General features: G+C 60.3%; 15 protein-coding genes. 6 read left to right on the forward strand and 9 right to left on the reverse strand.

From position 1 onward, the window contains the following. The 6 genes from PSH97_RS12720 to gloB all read right to left on the reverse strand — a co-directional run bounded on the left by PSH97_RS12720 (position 1) and on the right by gloB (position 8,366). Positions 1 to 1,020, reverse strand: coding sequence for an ABC transporter permease (locus tag PSH97_RS12720; RefSeq protein WP_008074378.1), 1,020 nt, complete (start codon positions 1,018 to 1,020; stop codon positions 1 to 3). A gap of 1 nt (position 1,021) precedes the next feature. Continuing rightward, complete coding sequence (locus PSH97_RS12725) at positions 1,022 to 2,095, reverse strand: microcin C ABC transporter permease YejB (protein ID WP_305449475.1); 1,074 nt, start codon at positions 2,093 to 2,095, stop codon at positions 1,022 to 1,024. Positions 2,096 to 2,099: 4 nt separating this feature from the next. Continuing rightward, complete coding sequence (locus PSH97_RS12730; protein WP_305449476.1) at positions 2,100 to 3,941, reverse strand: extracellular solute-binding protein; 1,842 nt, start codon at positions 3,939 to 3,941, stop codon at positions 2,100 to 2,102. After that, positions 3,938 to 5,770, reverse strand: coding sequence for an extracellular solute-binding protein (locus tag PSH97_RS12735; protein ID WP_305449477.1), 1,833 nt, complete (start codon positions 5,768 to 5,770; stop codon positions 3,938 to 3,940). Before PSH97_RS12735 ends, PSH97_RS12730 begins: the two co-directional genes overlap by 4 nt. 274 nt (positions 5,771 to 6,044) lie before the next feature. After that, the gene (locus tag PSH97_RS12740; RefSeq protein WP_305449478.1) at positions 6,045 to 7,499 is read right to left on the reverse strand and encodes a transglycosylase SLT domain-containing protein; all 1,455 of its coding nucleotides are present in this window, start codon (positions 7,497 to 7,499) and stop codon (positions 6,045 to 6,047) included. Positions 7,500 to 7,598: 99 nt separating this feature from the next. Continuing rightward, complete coding sequence (gene gloB / locus PSH97_RS12745) at positions 7,599 to 8,366, reverse strand: hydroxyacylglutathione hydrolase (protein WP_305449789.1); 768 nt, start codon at positions 8,364 to 8,366, stop codon at positions 7,599 to 7,601. Between the two features lie 65 nt (positions 8,367 to 8,431). Here gloB and PSH97_RS12750 point away from each other — a divergent pair, with 65 nt between their 5' ends. From PSH97_RS12750 to PSH97_RS12770, 5 genes are all read left to right on the forward strand, one after another. Continuing rightward, a complete protein-coding gene (locus tag PSH97_RS12750; RefSeq protein ID WP_052964263.1) occupies positions 8,432 to 9,190 on the forward strand; it encodes a methyltransferase domain-containing protein in 759 nt (252 codons plus the stop codon). 91 nt (positions 9,191 to 9,281) lie between these two features. Further along, positions 9,282 to 9,734, forward strand: a complete 453-nt coding sequence (gene rnhA / locus PSH97_RS12755; protein WP_003180633.1) for a ribonuclease HI — start codon at positions 9,282 to 9,284, stop codon at positions 9,732 to 9,734. 220 nt (positions 9,735 to 9,954) lie between these two features. Next, a complete protein-coding gene (gene dnaQ, locus PSH97_RS12760; RefSeq protein ID WP_305449479.1) occupies positions 9,955 to 10,713 on the forward strand; it encodes a DNA polymerase III subunit epsilon in 759 nt (252 codons plus the stop codon). A gap of 277 nt (positions 10,714 to 10,990) precedes the next feature. Beyond that, positions 10,991 to 13,246, forward strand: a complete 2,256-nt coding sequence (locus PSH97_RS12765) for an Orn/Lys/Arg family decarboxylase (RefSeq protein WP_038984100.1) — start codon at positions 10,991 to 10,993, stop codon at positions 13,244 to 13,246. Between the two features lie 14 nt (positions 13,247 to 13,260). Further along, positions 13,261 to 13,875, forward strand: a complete 615-nt coding sequence (locus tag PSH97_RS12770; RefSeq protein WP_305449480.1) for a GNAT family N-acetyltransferase — start codon at positions 13,261 to 13,263, stop codon at positions 13,873 to 13,875. On the opposite strand, the gene PSH97_RS12775 is transcribed toward PSH97_RS12770, so the two are convergent. Further along, positions 13,841 to 14,734 (reverse strand): LysR family transcriptional regulator, encoded by an 894-nt coding sequence (locus PSH97_RS12775; RefSeq protein ID WP_305449481.1) that lies wholly within the window; start codon positions 14,732 to 14,734, stop codon positions 13,841 to 13,843. The genes PSH97_RS12770 and PSH97_RS12775 overlap by 35 nt on opposite strands. A gap of 88 nt (positions 14,735 to 14,822) precedes the next feature. Continuing rightward, positions 14,823 to 15,059, reverse strand: coding sequence for a hypothetical protein (locus PSH97_RS12780; protein ID WP_305449482.1), 237 nt, complete (start codon positions 15,057 to 15,059; stop codon positions 14,823 to 14,825). 184 nt (positions 15,060 to 15,243) lie between these two features. Here PSH97_RS12780 and PSH97_RS12785 point away from each other — a divergent pair, with 184 nt between their 5' ends. Beyond that, positions 15,244 to 15,804 (forward strand): NADPH-dependent FMN reductase, encoded by a 561-nt coding sequence (locus PSH97_RS12785; RefSeq protein WP_038984096.1) that lies wholly within the window; start codon positions 15,244 to 15,246, stop codon positions 15,802 to 15,804. Positions 15,805 to 15,969: 165 nt separating this feature from the next. On the opposite strand, the gene PSH97_RS12790 is transcribed toward PSH97_RS12785, so the two are convergent. Continuing rightward, positions 15,970 to 16,920 (reverse strand): DUF1853 family protein, encoded by a 951-nt coding sequence (locus tag PSH97_RS12790; RefSeq protein WP_305449483.1) that lies wholly within the window; start codon positions 16,918 to 16,920, stop codon positions 15,970 to 15,972. Positions 16,921 to 16,973: the final 53 nt, after the last annotated feature.

Genomic DNA, 16,973 nt, shown 5'->3' on the forward strand with positions numbered 1-16,973 from the left:
TCACTTCCTCGGGTCGAAGGCATCACGAGCGGACTCGCCGATGAATACCAGCAAACTCAACATCAGCGCCAGCACTGCAAACGCACTCATACCCAGCCACGGCGCTTGCAGGTTGGATTTGCCCTGGGCCACCAGTTCACCCAGGGATGGCGCGCCCGGCGGCAGGCCGAAGCCGAGGAAATCCAGGGCGGTCAAGGTGCCGATGGCGCCGGTCAGGATGAACGGCATGAAGGTCATGGTCGAGACCATGGCGTTGGGCAGGATGTGGCGGAACATGATCGCACCATTCTGCATGCCCAACGCCCGGGCCGCGCGCACGTATTCCAGATTCCGACCGCGCAGGAACTCGGCACGCACCACATCCACCAGGCTCATCCACGAGAACAGCAGCATGATCCCCAGCAGCCACCAGAAGTTCGGCTGCACGAAACTGGCCAGAATGATCAGCAGGTACAGCACCGGCAACCCGGACCAGATCTCCAGAAAACGCTGCCCGGCCAGATCGACCCAGCCGCCATAAAAACCCTGCAACGCCCCGGCGATCACGCCGATGATCGAGCTGAGAATGGTCAGCGTCAAAGCAAATAGCACCGAGATCCGGAAGCCATAAATTACCCGGGCCAGCACATCGCGGCCCTGATCGTCGGTGCCCAGCAGGTTGTCGGCGGACGGCGGTGCGGGGGCCGGGACTTTCAGGTCGTAGTTGATGCTCTGGTAGCTGTAGGGGATCGGCGCCCACAAGACCCAGGCGTCCTTGGCCTTGAGCAGTTCGCGGATGTACGGGCTCTTGTAGTTGGCTTCCAGCGGGAATTCGCCGCCGAACGCGGTTTCCGGGTAGCGCTTGAGGGCGGGGAAGTACCAGGCGTTGTCGTAGTGCACCACCAGCGGTTTGTCGTTGGCGATCAGTTCGGCACCAAGGCTTGCGCCGAACAAAATCAGGAACAGCCACAGCGACCACCAGCCACGCTTGTTGGCCTTGAACAGTTCGAAACGTCGGCGATTGAGAGGGGACAGGTTCATCTCAATGCTCCCGGCTTTCGAAGTCGATGCGCGGATCGACAAAAGTGTACGTGAGGTCACCGATCAGCTTCACCACCAACCCCAGCAGGGTGAAGATGAACAGCGTGCCGAAAACCACCGGGTAGTCGCGGTTGATCGCTGCTTCAAAACTCATCAAACCGAGGCCGTCGAGGGAGAAAATCACTTCCACCAGCAACGAGCCGGTGAAAAAGATTCCGATGAACGCCGAAGGGAAACCGGCGATCACCAGCAGCATGGCGTTGCGAAACACATGGCCGTACAGCACGCGGTGGCGGGTCAGGCCCTTGGCCTTGGCGGTTACCACGTATTGCTTGTTGATTTCATCGAGGAAGCTGTTCTTGGTCAGCAGCGTCATGGTCGCGAAGTTGCCGATCACCAATGCAGTCACCGGCAGTGCCAGGTGCCAGAAATAATCGAGGATCTTGCCGCCGGTGCTGAGCTCATCGAAGTTGTTCGAGGTCAGGCCCCGTAGCGGGAACCAGTCGAGATAGCTGCCGCCGGCAAACACCACAATCAGCAGGATGGCGAACAGGAACGCCGGGATTGCATAACCGACGATGATTGCCGAACTGGTCCAGACATCGAAGTGGCTGCCGTGTCGCGTCGCCTTGGCGATCCCCAGCGGGATCGACACCAGGTACATGATCAGCGTGCTCCACAGTCCCAGGGAGATCGACACCGGCATCTTTTCCTTGATCAGGTCGATGACCTTGGCGTCACGGAAGAAGCTGTCGCCGAAATCCAGGGTGGCGTAGTTCTTGATCATGATCCACAAACGTTCCGGCGCCGATTTGTCGAAACCGTACATGTGCTCGATTTCCTTGACCAGCGCCGGGTCCAGGCCTTGCGCCCCACGGTAGGCGGAGCCGGCCACCGACACTTCGGCGCCGCCGCCGGCGATGCGGCTGGTGGCGCCTTCGAAGCCTTCGAGCTTGGCGATCATCTGTTCCACCGGCCCGCCGGGGGCGGCCTGGATGATCACGAAGTTGATCAGCAAAATGCCGAGCAGGGTCGGGATGATCAGCAGCAGTCGCCGAAAAATATACGCCAGCATCTGATTACTCCGTGCCCGCAGGGTCGGCTTGCAGTTTGGTTTCGACTTCTATCGGCAATGACGCGTCGGGCTTGACCCACCAGGTATTGATGCCGATGTCATATTTGGGCGAAACCTTCGGATGGCCGATGTGGCTCCAGTACGCCACGCGCCAGGTCTTGATGTGCCAGTTGGGGATTACGTAATAGCCCCATTGCAGCACCCGGTCCAGCGCCCGGGCATGGGCCACCAGGCTTTGGCGCGAATCGGCGTTGATCAGTTGCTCGACCAGTTGGTCTACTACCGGGTCTTTCAGGCCCATGGAGTTGCGGCTGCCGGGTTTATCGGCTGCGTCGGTCATCCAGAACTCACGCTGTTCGTTGCCCGGCGAGTTGGACTGCGGGAAGCTGCCGACGATCATGTCGAAGTCCCGGGAGCGCACGCGGTTGATGTATTGCGAGACGTCGACCCGGCGGATCACCAGGTCGATGCCCAAGTCGCTGAGGTTGCGCTTGAACGGCAGCAGCACCCGCTCGAACTCGGTCTGGGCCAGCAGGAACTCGATGGTCACCGGTTTGCCGGTGGCGTCGACCATCTTGTCGTCGACGATCCGCCAGCCGGCCTCTTGCAGTAGTTGATAGGCCTTGCGCTGTTGAGTGCGGATCATGCCGCTGGCGTCGGTCACCGGGTTCTGGAACGCCTCGCTGAACACTTGCTCGGGAATTTTGCCGCGGAACGGGTCGAGGATTGCCAGTTGATCGGCATCCGGCAGGCCGGTGGCGGCCATTTCCGAGTTTTCGAAGTAACTGCGGGTGCGCGCATAGGCGCCGTTGAACAGTTGCTTGTTGGTCCATTCGAAGTCCAGCAACAGGGTCAGTGCCTGACGCACGCGCACGTCCTGAAACACCGGGCGGCGCAGGTTGAACACGAAGCCTTGCATGCCAGTGGGGTTGCCGTTCGGGATTTCTTCTTTGATCAGCCGACCTTCGGCCACCGCCGGAATGTTGTAGGCCTTGGCCCAGTTTTTCGCGGCCGATTCCAGCCAGTAGTCGAACTGACCGGCCTTGAGCGCTTCCAGCGCGACGGTGTTGTCGCGGTAGTAGTCGGTGGTCAGTACGTCAAAGTTGTAGAAGCCACGATTGACCGGCAGGTCCTTGCCCCAGTAATCCTTGACCCGCTCATAGCGCACCGAACGTCCGGCCTTCACTTGGCTGACTTTGTACGGGCCGCTGCCCAGCGGCAATTCCAGGTTGCCCTTGTTGAAGTCGCGGGTTGCCCACCAATGCTTGGGCAGCACCGGCAACTGTCCGAGGATCAGCGGCAACTCACGGTTGTTTTTATGCTTGAACTTGAACAGCACTTTGAGCGGGTCTTCGGCAACCACTTCCTCCACGTCGCTGTAATAGCCGCGAAAGAGCGGTGCGCCGTCCTTGATCAGGGTCTGGAAGCTGAACACCACGTCTTCGGCACGCACCGGGTGGCCGTCGTGGAAGCGTGCTTCGGGACGCAGGTAGAAGCGCACCCAGCTGTTGTCAGGGGCTTTTTCGATTTTGCCGGCGATCAGGCCGTATTCGGTAAACGGCTCATCCAGACCCTGTTTGGCCAGGGTGTCGTAGATCATGCTGATGTCGTCGGCCGGCACGCCTTTGTTGATGAACGGGTTGAGGCTGTCGAAGCCGCCGAACCCGGCCTGACGGAAGATCCCGCCCTTGGGCGCGTCGGGGTTCACGTAATCGAAGTGTTTGAAATCGGCCGGGTATTTCGGCGGCTCGTTGTACAGGGTCAGGGCATGTTGCGGGGCGGCGCAGGCCAGCCCGGCGAACAACAGACCGCTGGCCTGCAAGAGCAGGGCGCGTATGGGTTTCATCGATCTTTCTCCGAAGATTTCAGCCACCACGCGCTCAAGCCCAGGGTGTAGGGCGGCGTCGTGACGAAGGCGAACCGGTTGCGGTAGGCCAGGCGGTGATAATTGAGGTACCAGTTGGGAATGATGTAGTGCTGCCACAGCAGCACTCGGTCGAGCGCCTTGCCGGCGGCGACTTGTGCGTCGCGGGTCTGGGCGGCGAGCAGTTGTTCGAGCAAATGGTCGACCACCGGGTTGGCGATACCGGCGTAGTTCTTGCTGCCCTTGACCCCGACCTGGCTGGAGTGGAAGTACTGCCATTGCTCCAGGCCCGGGCTGAGGGTCTGGTTGAGGGTCATCAGGATCATGTCGAAATCGAACTGATCGAGGCGTTGTTTGTACTGGGCGCGATCGACCGTACGCAGCCGTGCGTCGATGCCGATGCTGGCGAGGTTTTCGACGTAAGGCTGAAGAATGCGTTCCAGGTTCGGATTGACCAGCAGGACCTCGAAGCGCAACGGTTGGCCGATGGTGTTCTGTAGCCGCTGACCGATGAGCTTCCAGCCGGCCTCGGCGAGCAGTTCCAGCGCCTTGCGCATGGTTTCCCGCGGAATGCCGCGGCCTTCGGTCTGCGGCAGGCTGAACGGCTCGGTGAGCAGCTTGGCGGGCAACTGATCGCGATAGGGCTTGAGCAGCAGCCACTCATGACCGACCGGTAGCCCGGTGGCGGAGAACTCGCTGTTGGGGTAATAACTCATGGCGCGCTTGTAGGCGCCGCTGAACAGCGTGCGGTTGGTCCACTCGAAGTCGAACATCAGCCCCAGCGCTTCGCGGACCTTGGCGTCGGCGAAAGTTGACCGCCGGGTGTTCATGAACAGGCCTTGGCTCTGGGTCGGGATCTGGTGCGGGATTTGCGCCTTGATCACATCGCCACGGCGCACGGCCGGGAAGTTGTAACCGTTGGCCCAGTTCTTCGCCTGGTGTTCGATGTAAATGTCGAACTCACCGGCCTTGAACGCTTCAAAGGCTACGTCGCTGTCACGGTAGAACTCGACTTCCATGCGATCGACGTTGTACTTGCCGCGATTGACCGGCAGGTCCTTGCCCCAGTAATCCTTGACCCGTTCGAAGACGATCTGCCGCCCGGGCGTTACCGAGCTGATGCGATACGGCCCGCTTCCCAATGGCGGCTCGAAGGTGGTGGCCTTGAAGTCGCGACCTTCCCAGTAGTGCTGGGGCAATACCGGCAACTCGCCCAGGCGCAGGATCAGCAGCGGATTGCCGGCGCGTTTGAAGACGAAACGGATGCGCCGTGGGTTGAGGATATCGACCCGCGACACTTCCTGAAGGTTGGTGCGGTATTGCGGGTGACCTTCCTTGAGCAGCAATCGGTACGAGAACGCCACGTCGTAAGCGGTGATCGGCGTGCCATCGTGAAAACGCGCTTCGGGGCGCAGATTGAACACCACCCAGCTGCGGTCTTCGCTGTATTCCACCGATTGGGCGATCAGGCCGTAACTGGAGGTCGGTTCATCGCCGGACGGCGCGTATTGGCCGGTGCCGACCATCAACGGTTCATTGAGTTCGTTGATGCCGTATTGCAGGAAGTTGCCGGTGGAAACCGGGCTTGAGCCTTTGAATGTGTACGGGTTGAGCGTATCGAAGGTGCCAAACGCCATCACCCGCAACGTACCGCCCTTGGGCGCTTGCGGGTTGACCCAGTCGAAGTGGGTAAATCTGGCCGGGTACTTGAGCGTGCCGAACTGCGCATAACCATGGCTTTCGCTGATCGTCGCGCTTGCGGGGGAGCTCAAGGCCAGGCTGATCAGGAGCAGGAGGAGGGGACGCTTCAAGTCAGAGATCCGATCCAGGCGGCTTGGGCTTTGTGGGCCGTACAGTAACAGCTTGTATCGACAGGAAAAAGACGGGGGGTTAATGCGTGGTTAATTGTGTAGGTGAATGACTTGTAGCAGCCTGCGTTCGGCTGCGCAGCAGTCGTGAATTCGGCTGACGTGGTCTGCCTGACGTACCGCAATCTCTGATTTTACGACTGCTACGCAGCCGAACGCAGCCTCGCGAGCTCGGCAGCTGCTACAGGGCTGCGATCTTTTCGGCATCACATCAATCTTAGTGCGGCGAAGCAACCGTCAGCATTTGCCCCGGCTTCAGCGCCTGGCCAACCCGAGGGTTCCAGCGCTTGAGGTGCTGCATTTCAACGTTGAAGCGTTTGGCGACCATGTACAGCGAGTCGCCTTGCTTGACCTTGTATTGGGTCTGTTGCGTCTTGTTGGTTGCCTTGCCGTTGGTCTTGCTGTTCGCCGCCACCACGGTGTTGACGCGCCCGGATTTGCGCTTGGTGGTGTCCTGCATCACCAGGGTCTGGCCGACCTTGAGGTTCTTGCCGGTCAGTTTGTTCCAGCGTTGCAGGTCCTTGATGTCGACCTTGTTGGCCTTGGCAATGGTGCCCAGATTGTCGCCGCGTTTGACTCGATAGGCGCGCTTGAGGCTGGCGATTTCGCTGTCGTCTGCGCCTTCGAACACCGGCTTGAGCGATCGCTGACTGATCAGCTCGCCAGGGCCCATGGTCGACAGGCTGGCGGTCAGCAGTTGCGCCTTGGACGTTGGCACCAGCAGATGCTGGGGGCCGTCGATGGTGGTGCGCTGCTTGAAGGCCGGGTTGAGCTGGAACAGTTCGTCTTCGTCGATATTGGCCACCGCGGCAACCTTGGAAAGGTCCATGCGCTGGTTGATTTCGACGACCTGGAAGTACGGTTCGTTGGCGATCGGATTGAGGTTCACGCCATAGGCTTCGGGCGCCAGGACCACTTGCGACAGGGCTAGCAGCTTCGGCACATAGGCCTGGGTTTCCGCTGGTAGCGGCAGGTTCCAGTAGTCGGTCGGCAGGCCGAGTCGTTCGTTGCGCTCGATGGCCCGGCTGACCGTACCTTCGCCAGCGTTGTAGGCCGCCAGGGCCAGCAACCAGTCACCGTTGAACATGTCGTGCAGGCGGGTCAGGTAATCCATGGCCGCGGTGGTCGAGGCGGTGATGTCGCGACGGCCATCGTAGAAGCGGGTCTGACGCAGGTTGAAGTAACGCCCGGTGGAAGGGATGAATTGCCAAAGACCCACCGCGTTGGCCCGGGAATAGGCCATCGGGTTGTAGGCGCTTTCAATCACCGGCAACAGCGCAAGCTCCAGCGGCATGTTGCGTTCTTCAAGGCGTTCGACGATGTAGTGAATGTAGAGGCTGCCGCGTTCGCCGGCATTTTCGAGGAAGGACGGGTTACTGGCGAACCACAGGCGCTGTTGCTCGATGCGCGGGTTGACGCCCAGGTTGTCCTGCAACTGGAAGCCTTGGCGCATGCGCTCCCAGACGTCCTGTGGAATTTGCGGTGTTGGTTTTTCGCTGAGCCAGATGGGTTTTTGCTTGGCTCGGGCGGCGATATTCGGAGTGTGTGTCGCTTCGGTCTGCGGCACATGGCTGGAACAGCCCGCCAAAGTGGCGGACACAGCCACCGCGATGGCTTGAGCCAAGCGGGTCAATGCGTCTGAATTGATGGCTTTACGAATAGGTGACGACATTGGCTGGAAGTAAGTTCCGGGCAAAAATGTCGGGCGATTCTAGAAAGCGCACCCCCTGCGGTCAACCATTCAGAATTTTTGTATCACCAAGCAGGCTGCCTAGAACGTATCTTTCCAAGCTCTAAGAGCAGCAAAAACCGCACTCGGAGCCCGGTTATCGAGTCCGTTCCGTTCGTCCACTTTTTCTTTAACGGATGTTTCGCCGGTACGCAAAAACGGATTGGTGAGCTTTTCCAGTGCCAGTGTCGAAGGCAGCGTCATGATTCCGGCTTCGCGTTGCCGGGCGACTTTGGCCAGTCGTTCAAGGGTGTCGGGGTTGCCCGGTTCGACTGCTGCGGCGAACTTCAAATTGCTCAGGGTGTACTCGTGGGTGCAGTAGACCAGCGTGTCTTCGGGCAGCGCCGCGAGGCGGCTCAGCGAGTGATGCATTTGCTCGGGCGTGCCTTCGAATAAACGTCCGCAACCGGCAGCGAACAGGGTGTCGCCACAAAACAAATGGCCCTGGTGATAAAAGGCGATGTGCCCGAGGGTATGACCTGGCACCTGGATGACGTCGAAGTCCCAGCCCAGCACGCTGATGCGGTCATTGTCCTTGAGTGCCACGTCCCGCACCGGGATGCGTTCGCTGGCCGGGCCATAGACTGTCGCGTCTGTCGCTTTTTTCAGCCGCTCGACGCCGCCGACATGGTCATGATGGTGATGAGTGATCAAAATATCGCTTAACACCCAACCCGGATGCGCCGTGAGCCAGGCTTGTACTGGCGCGGCATCGCCCGGATCGACCACGGCGCAGCGCTGGGTGCTGTGGTCTTGTAACAACCAGATGTAGTTGTCGGTGAAGGCGGGCAGGGCACTGATCTGTATCATCATCGGATTCGCCAAGCGGAAAACATTGGCGCATCTTAGAACTTCCTGGCGCGTTGGAGAATGCAATGACCGATAAAGCGTTCGCTCAGGCCGATCCTGAGTGGCTGACATTGATCAGCGCGGCCCGTGAATGGCTGTCCGGGCCCATCGGGCAATTTCTGCTGGACGAAGAACGACGCATGCTCGAAGACGAGTTGGGGCGCTTCTTCGGCGGTTACCTGGTGCATTACGGCCCCTCGGCGCAGACGCCACCGTCGGCGCCGCAGGTCCAGCGCAATGTGCGGCTCGGTGCGCCCTTGCCGGGGGTCGAGATCGTCTGCGAAGAGCAGGCCTGGCCTTTGAGCGAGCACGCCGCCGATGTGGTGGTGTTGCAGCACGGGCTGGATTTCTGCCTGTCGCCCCACGGTTTGCTGCGCGAGGCGGCGAGCAGTGTCCGGCCTGGCGGGCATCTGCTGATTGTCGGGATCAACCCCTGGAGCAGTTGGGGGTTGCGTCATGTGTTCGCCCATGACGCCTTGCGCAAGGCCCGCTGCATTTCACCGTCGCGGGTGGGTGACTGGCTGAATCTGCTGGGCTTTGCGCTGGAGAAACGCCGCTTCGGGTGCTATCGTCCGCCGCTTGCGTCGCCCGCCTGGCAGGCCCGTCTGGCCGGTTGGGAGCGCAAGGCCGGTGACTGGCAATTGTCGGGTGGTGGCTTCTATTTATTGGTCGCGCGCAAGATCGTGGTGGGCCTGCGCCCGGTGCGCCAGGAACGGCGCGAACCGATGGGCAAGCTGATTCCGTTGCCGATGGCCAAGGTCAACCGTCGTCACCTCGAACCGTAATACCTGTTTATTTTCCCGGCCGGGTTCGCCCCGGCCTCGGGCATCGTCGGTCACTGATCGGCGAGCCACCGCATTTTCTGGAAAGATTGGCATGAGCGATAGCGTAGAACTCTTCACCGATGGCGCCTGCAAGGGCAACCCCGGCCCGGGCGGCTGGGGCGCGTTGCTGGTGTGCAAGGGCGTTGAAAAAGAACTCTGGGGCGGCGAAGCCAACACCACCAACAACCGCATGGAATTGATGGGCGCGATTCGCGGCCTGGAAGAACTCAAGCGCTCCTGCGACGTGCTGCTGGTGACTGACTCCCAATACGTGATGAAAGGCATCAACGAGTGGATGGCCAACTGGAAGAAACGCGGCTGGAAAACCGCGGCCAAGGAGCCGGTGAAAAACGCCGATCTGTGGAAACTGCTTGATGAGCAGGTCAACCGCCACAACGTCACCTGGAAATGGGTGCGCGGGCACATTGGCCATCATGGCAACGAACGGGCCGACCAACTGGCCAACCGTGGCGTTGATGAAGTGCGTGGGTACAAGCAGGCCTAGACCCTCCACTGATCGTTCCCATGCTCTGCGTGGGAATGCAGCCCGGGACGCTCTGCGTCCCATTGGAACGCGGAGCGTCCCTTGAGGCATTCCCACGCAGAGCGTGGGAACGATCAGCGAGCCTGCTCGCGATGGGCACAACACGGTGTATCTGAAAGACACAACGGGCGTGTTAACATCGCCGCTTTTGCACGATTGACCCGTTGAGAGCTGAGCACTGATGGCCACCAGATCCGTTGTACTCGATACCGAAACCACCGGCATGCCGGTGACCGACGGCCACCGGATTATCGAAATCGGTTGTGTCGAGTTGATCGGTCGGCGCTTGACCGGCCGGCATTTCCACGTTTACCTGCAACCGGATCGCGAGAGTGACGAAGGCGCCATCGGCGTCCACGGCATCACTAACGAATTCCTGGTGGGCAAGCCGCGTTTCACTGAAGTGGCCGATGAGTTCTTCGAGTTCATCAAGGGCGCGCAGCTGATCATCCATAACGCGGCGTTCGACGTTGGCTTCATCAACAACGAATTCGCCCTGATGGGCCAGCACGATCGCGCGGACATCACGCAACACTGCTCGATCCTCGACACCCTGATGATGGCCCGGGAACGTCACCCGGGGCAGCGCAACAGCCTCGACGCCTTGTGCAAACGCTATGGCGTCGACAACTCCGGCCGTGAACTTCACGGCGCCTTGCTCGACTCCGAGATTCTCGCCGACGTTTACCTGACCATGACCGGCGGCCAGACCAGCCTGTCGCTGGCCGGTAACGCGTCAGATGGCAATGGTTCAGGTGAAGGCGCGGACAACTCCGCCACGGAAATCCGTCGTCTGCCAGCCGATCGTCAGCCGATCCGGATCATTCGTGCCAGTGAAGAGGATTTGGCTCAACACATGGCACGTCTGGAAGCCATCGCCAAATCCGCCGGCGCGCCGTCGCTGTGGCAGCAATTGGCGGAGGCCAAGGCTCAGGCCTGATTCAGCGCGCGTTCCATGTAGCAGCTGCCGAAGGCTGCGTTCGATCGCGCAGCGGTCGCAATCAAGCAACACACGGTCCTACTGATATTGCGCAGGCGAGGGCTTCGCCCTCGAACGTGCCTGCGGCAGCTGCTACAGGTGGGGCGTCGCGATCTTTGCCACAATAGAGTGCGGCAGTTGATCCGCTATAGGGCATCCCCCTCGCCACATGCGCTTCAACCCTCTACCCTGAGGTTATTGGCAGGCCACGGTCTGCCGCCTCAGGACACCGAGCCCCATGTATAAAGATTTGAAATTCCCGGTCCTGATCGTCCACCGCGACATCAAGGCCGACACCGTTGCCGGTGATCGTGTGCGTGGCATCGCCCGGGAACTGGAGCAGGAAGGCTTCAGCATCGTCTCGGCGGTCGATTACAACGAAGGGCGTCTGGTCGCCTCGACTCATCACGGCCTCTCTTGCATGTTGATTGCCGCCGAAGACGCCAGCACCAATGCTCATCTTCTACATAACATGGCCGAGTTGATCCGCCTGGCAAGGGTTCGGGCGCCGGACCTGCCAATCTTCGCCCTGGGCGAGCAGGTCACCCTGGAAAATGCCCCGGCCGACGCCATGGCCGAGCTCAATCAGCTGCGCGGCATTCTTTATTTGTTCGAAGACACCGTACCCTTCCTCGCCCGTCAGGTTGCCCGCGCGGCACGCAAATATCTGGACGGTCTGTTGCCACCGTTCTTCAAGGCGCTGGTACAGCACACCGCTGACTCCAATTATTCCTGGCACACCCCCGGCCATGGCGGCGGCGTGGCGTATCACAAGAGCCCGGTGGGGCAGGCGTTTCATCAGTTCTTCGGGGAAAACACGCTGCGTTCGGATTTGTCGGTGTCGGTACCGGAACTCGGTTCGCTGCTGGATCACACCGGCCCGCTGGCGGAGGCAGAAGCGAGAGCCGCGCGCAATTTCGGCGCCGATCATACCTTTTTCGTGATCAATGGCACCTCGACCGCCAACAAGATCGTCTGGCATTCCATGGTGGCCCGCGATGACTTGGTGCTGGTGGATCGCAACTGCCACAAGTCAGTGCTGCACTCGATCATCATGACCGGCGCGATTCCGCTGTACCTGTGCCCGGAGCGCAATGAGCTGGGGATTATCGGCCCGATTCCGTTGAGTGAATTCAGTCGCGAATCGATCCAGGCCAAGATCGACGCCAGCCCGCTGACCCAGGGCCGCGAGCCCAAGGTCAAGTTGGCGGTGGTGACCAACTCGACTTACGACGGCCTGTGTTACAACGCCGAACTGATCAAGCAGAGCCTGGGCAACAGCGTCGAGGTGTTGCATTTCGATGAGGCCTGGTACGCCTACGCGGCGTTTCACGAGTTCTTCGCCGGCCGTTACGGTATGGGCACCTCCCGCAGCGAAGACAGTCCGCTGGTGTTCACTACGCACTCCACGCACAAACTGCTGGCAGCCTTCAGTCAGGCGTCGATGATTCACGTTCAGGACGGCGGGGCGAGGCAATTGGATCGTGACCGTTTCAACGAAGCATTCATGATGCACATCTCGACTTCGCCGCAGTACAGCATCATCGCCTCGCTGGACGTGGCGTCGGCGATGATGGAAGGGCCGGCCGGGCGTTCGCTGTTGCAGGAAATGTTCGACGAGGCCCTGAGTTTTCGCCGGGCCCTGGCCAATCTGCGTCAGCATATCGCCGCCGATGACTGGTGGTTTTCCATCTGGCAACCACCCTCGGCCGAAGGTATTGAGCAGGTGGTCACCGAAGACTGGTTACTGCAACCCGACGCCGATTGGCACGGCTTTGGCGGCGTGACCGACGACTACGTGCTGCTTGATCCAATCAAGGTCACGCTGGTGATGCCGGGTTTGACGGCGGGCGGTGCCCTGAGCGCGCGGGGTATTCCGGCGGCGGTGGTCAGCAAATTCCTTTGGGAACGTGGGCTGGTCGTGGAAAAGACCGGGCTGTATTCGTTCCTGGTGCTGTTCTCCATGGGTATTACCAAGGGCAAATGGAGCACGCTGCTGACCGAGTTGCTGGAGTTCAAGCGCAGTTACGACGCCAATGTCAGCCTGGCCAGCTGTCTGCCGTGCGTGGCGCAACACAATATTGCCCGTTATCAAGGCATGGGTTTGCGCGATCTGTGTGATCAATTGCACGCCTGTTATCGCAGCAATGCCACGGCCAAACACCTCAAACGCATGTACACCGTACTGCCGGAAGTCGCCATGAAGCCGGCGGACGCCTATGATCAATTGGTACGCGGGGAAGTTGAGGCTGTTTCGATCGATGCTCTGGACGGGCGGATCGCAGCGGTAATGCTGGTGCCATACCCGCCGGGGATCCCGTTGATCATGCCCGGCGAGCGTTTCACCGAGTCGACCCGTTCGATCATCGATTACCTGAAGTTTGCCCGTACGTTCGACAGTAGTTTCCCCGGATTTGTCGCCGATGTGCATGGCTTGCAACACGAAGACGAGGGCAATGGACGGCACTACACCGTCGATTGCATCAAGGAATGAGGACCTTTCCGAGTATGCAACCAGTCATGAATCCCAAATACCCAGGCCTCTCGGTGCGTGTCGCCGATGAGGGGTTTGCGGCCTATATCTGGGGCAGTGATTTCAGTTTTGAAGTCGCCGCCTATGGTGCCGCGCAAATCGGTAAGCCGGTGGCGCAGTGGCCGGTGACGCCAATCACCCCGTATCGCAAGTGTTATGGCATCGATCCCGAGGAATTCAGCAGTTTTCACGATGCCGCTGACAGCGCGATTTTCATGGCCTATCTGGATGACGAGCCGGTGGGTCATTTGGTGGTCAGCACCAACTGGAACGGCTTCGCCCATATCGACGAATTGGCGGTGCATGCTCCGGCGCGTCGTCATGGCGTGGCCAAGTCGCTGCTGGACGTGGCGCAGTTCTGGAGTCGCAAGAAAAAACTGCCGGGCATCATGCTGGAAACCCAGAACAACAACCTGGGCGCCTGTCGGCTTTATGAGCGCTGTGGCTATGTGGTCGGCGGGATCGATCATCTGCGCTATCGCGGGATCGATCCGAACACCGCTGAGGTGGCGTTGTTCTGGTATCGCCTGTTCGATAATCCGCTGGAAAGCCCGCTCAGCTCGCCAGCATCGCCACGGCTTGTTCCGTGATGATGTCCAGTAACGCCTGAGCGGCCGGTGAGGGCTCGGCGCTCTTGAGGCTCAAGGCAAAGACGTTGATCGGCACGGCAGGCGCCAGCGGGCAGGCATCGAGCCCGGCCGATTTGGCGCCGAGGGCGGTAAACGGATCGACGATCGCCAGGCCTTCGCCGGCCTCGACCATGCTGCGCATCATTTGATGAGTCTGGACCCGGGTCTGGATGACCGGGGCAGGGCGCAGCGCATGCAGCTTGTTGTCCAGCGCCGGGCTTAACGGGTCGTGACCTTCCAGGCCAACCATCGACTGGCCGGCCAGGTCCTGCAGCGAGATATACTTTTGTTTCGGTTGCAGCCAGCCATGGGGCGCCAGCAACTGGAGCTTGCCTTGGGCGATGACCTGGCAATGGATGTCGGCGTGGTCCGGGTCATGCAGGCTCAGGCCCAGATCGCTTTCACGCAGCAGCAGGCTTCTGACAATCTCGCGTGTCGGCTGGCTCAGGAGGGTGCAAGGTGCGTCGGGGAGGCGTCGGCGCAGAGCCGCGATGCTGTGTGGCAACAGGTGTTGCGCCAAAGGCGGGGTGCAGATGATTCGCAGGGGTGGGGCCAAATATTGTTTGAGGCTGTTGGCCAGTCGCTGGACCGGCTCAAGGGCTTCATAGACGTGGGCGATCTCGACCTGTAGCTCCCGCGCCTCGCGCGTGGCTTGCAGGCGACCACGCACGCTGGCAAACAGCATGAAACCCAACTGATCCTCGGCATCACGCAGGGTGCGTTCAACCTCGGCCACCGGCAGTTGCAGCCATTCGGCGGCGGTGCCCAGATGACCGGTCTGCAGGAGCGCCTGGATCACTTCGATATGACGTAAACGCATGCGTGAAGTCCATGTTCAGCAGGTGAGGGAGTCAGTCACTGAATCCTAACTCAAGTGCGTGCATATGACTTCTGCTCATAACAGCGGGTTATGAGGCAACGTTCGTTTCAGGTTCGCGAATCAGGGTAACGCCCGATTGCACCAGCACAAATTCGTTGTCGTCGAGCTTGTTGAGCCGGTCGCCAATGGCCAGCTTATAGGTGGTGACAGGCGCAGAGCCGGCGAGGCCGTCGTGCGACGGGGTGGATTCCTGGAACTCATGCACGGAATAAACGCGGCCTTCCGCGTCTCTTGCATGGAACTGACCGACGAGTACTGCTGCCATCTGCTTAGAACCTCTGGAGATAAATCACTCAATTTGCGGTTCTGTAGACCGTGGTTGGGCGAGGTAAGTTTTCCTACAGGAAAAAAATAGTCAGGGGCGGCGATTTTCCGTCGCCCGCTGGTTGAATCGTCATCTGATCATCTATAACTAGAAGCTCTTCCCATCGGACAGTCGAGAATTTTCCATGAGCAACGTCTACGAGATCGCCGTTCTGGTCGGCAGCCTGAGAAAAGCGTCGATCAACCGCAAGGTTGCGCTGGCGCTGGCCGAGCTGGCGCCTGCCAATCTGAAGCTGAACATCGTCGAAATCGGCGATTTGCCGCTCTACAACGAAGACATCGATGGCGAATCACCGCCGGCAGCCTACAGCACTTTCCGGCAACAAGTGAGTTCATCCGACGCGGTGCTGTTCGTAACCCCGGAATATAACCGTTCGGTACCGGCGCCATTGAAGAATGCGATCGACGTGGGTTCGCGCCCCTACGGCAAGAGCGCCTGGAACGGCAAACCGGGTGCGGTGATCAGCGTTTCACCAGGTGCCGTCGGTGGATTTGGGGCCAACCACAATATTCGACAGTCGATGGTGTTTCTCAATGTGCCGTGCATGCAGCAGCCGGAAGCCTACCTGGGCGGCGCCGGTTCAGCGTTCGACGAGGCAGGCAAATTGTCCGAGTCGGTCAGGCCGTTCTTGCAGAAGTTCATCGATGCGTACGCGCTGTGGGTTGAGCAGCATAAAAAGCAATGACTATCCCTTTGTAACCTGTAGCAGCTGCCGAGCCTGCGAGGCTGCGTTCGGCGGCGAAGCCGTCGTGAAATCAGCCGTCGCGGTGTGTCAGGAAAACCTTGCATATAGGTTCTGCGACGGCTTCGCCGCCGAACGCAGCCTCGCAGGCTCGGCAGCGGCTACAACTCAACCATTACCCGGCACATTCGGCCAAAGATCAGACACCAGAAACAATCGCTCGGCTTCTTCCCAATCCCCGTTCGTACGTTCTGTCAGGCGCACCATCAATTGCGCCGGTGCCAGCGGGTCCAGATCGCTCAGCCACGCATTCAGCTGTTCAGCATTCCAGGTCTGCTCCTCGGGATAGTGTGCCGGCGCCAGCCAGGCATGGCGGGGCAGGGGTTGCCAGCGACCGAATGGGCGCTGCACGACAAAGTCCGCCCAATCCTTCTGATGCAGCCAGCTACCGCGCAAATGCCGAGGGTGCGCGCCGCTGGGTGATTCGGCCTGCCCCGGCCACGGATAGAGCAGATAGCCGCCCAGCCACAGATGCGCGCTGAATTGCTGGATATCCAGCGACGCCAGCACTGCACGGCTTTCCGCCCGTGCGGAAATCGGTAATTGATGCTGGCTCAGGTGCTTCAGTTTACGGTCCAGCCGATCATGACAACCCGGTCCGAGCCACTGCGCGGTGTCATGGCCGTCACCATTCTGTGGCCCAAGATAGAGCTTGATCGCCAGTTCCAGGTGATGCACGCCGTCGCGATCACGCAGCAGCATGTCCAGTTCACCCAAGGTGTGGCCTTCACGGCGGATCGGCATGTTGGCGGCAATCAGTTCGATGCCCGGCGCGTGCCGCACGGCGTACTGCCACAGGCGCTCGTAGTACAAACCCAGGCGCCGGGTCCTGGCCTGGGCCAGCCAGTGCAGCAAATCGTAGCTGTCGCGATCCAGTTGCCTGAGCCAGTGTTCCAGGCGCTCCGGTGCCTGCACCCAGTCGCTGCCGGCCAGTGGGTGACGCTGCGGCCACGGGGTGACGCTGAGCATCGGCGGCGCGAGGATGACCCAGGCCAGGTCGCGCACTTCAGGGTGGCGCAACTGGTGAGGTAACTGGAGCAAATCTGGAAATAGGATCATCTTGCGAGCATAGCCCGAAACGCGAGCGCACCGTCGTGGCTGAAAGGGTTTTG

Origin of the sequence: Pseudomonas cucumis, from assembly GCF_030687935.1 — a bacterium.
In the GTDB taxonomy this organism is placed as follows: Bacteria; Pseudomonadota; Gammaproteobacteria; order Pseudomonadales; family Pseudomonadaceae; genus Aquipseudomonas; species Aquipseudomonas cucumis.

Excerpts from the sequence above, each read along its gene's own strand:
- PSH97_RS12720 (WP_008074378.1), bottom strand. The coding sequence starts at position 1,020 with ATGAACCTGTCCCCTCTCAATCGCCGACGTTTCGAACTGTTCAAGGCC.
- PSH97_RS12725 (WP_305449475.1), bottom strand. The coding sequence starts at position 2,095 with ATGCTGGCGTATATTTTTCGGCGACTGCTGCTGATCATCCCGACCCTG.
- PSH97_RS12730 (WP_305449476.1), bottom strand. The coding sequence starts at position 3,941 with ATGAAACCCATACGCGCCCTGCTCTTGCAGGCCAGCGGTCTGTTGTTC.
- PSH97_RS12740 (WP_305449478.1), bottom strand. The coding sequence starts at position 7,499 with ATGTCGTCACCTATTCGTAAAGCCATCAATTCAGACGCATTGACCCGC.
- gloB (WP_305449789.1), bottom strand. The coding sequence starts at position 8,366 with ATGATACAGATCAGTGCCCTGCCCGCCTTCACCGACAACTACATCTGG.
- PSH97_RS12750 (WP_052964263.1), top strand. The coding sequence starts at position 8,432 with ATGACCGATAAAGCGTTCGCTCAGGCCGATCCTGAGTGGCTGACATTG.
- rnhA (WP_003180633.1), top strand. The coding sequence starts at position 9,282 with ATGAGCGATAGCGTAGAACTCTTCACCGATGGCGCCTGCAAGGGCAAC.
- dnaQ (WP_305449479.1), top strand. The coding sequence starts at position 9,955 with ATGGCCACCAGATCCGTTGTACTCGATACCGAAACCACCGGCATGCCG.
- PSH97_RS12765 (WP_038984100.1), top strand. The coding sequence starts at position 10,991 with ATGTATAAAGATTTGAAATTCCCGGTCCTGATCGTCCACCGCGACATC.
- PSH97_RS12770 (WP_305449480.1), top strand. The coding sequence starts at position 13,261 with ATGCAACCAGTCATGAATCCCAAATACCCAGGCCTCTCGGTGCGTGTC.
- PSH97_RS12775 (WP_305449481.1), bottom strand. The coding sequence starts at position 14,734 with ATGCGTTTACGTCATATCGAAGTGATCCAGGCGCTCCTGCAGACCGGT.
- PSH97_RS12780 (WP_305449482.1), bottom strand. The coding sequence starts at position 15,059 with ATGGCAGCAGTACTCGTCGGTCAGTTCCATGCAAGAGACGCGGAAGGC.
- PSH97_RS12785 (WP_038984096.1), top strand. The coding sequence starts at position 15,244 with ATGAGCAACGTCTACGAGATCGCCGTTCTGGTCGGCAGCCTGAGAAAA.
- PSH97_RS12790 (WP_305449483.1), bottom strand. The coding sequence starts at position 16,920 with ATGATCCTATTTCCAGATTTGCTCCAGTTACCTCACCAGTTGCGCCAC.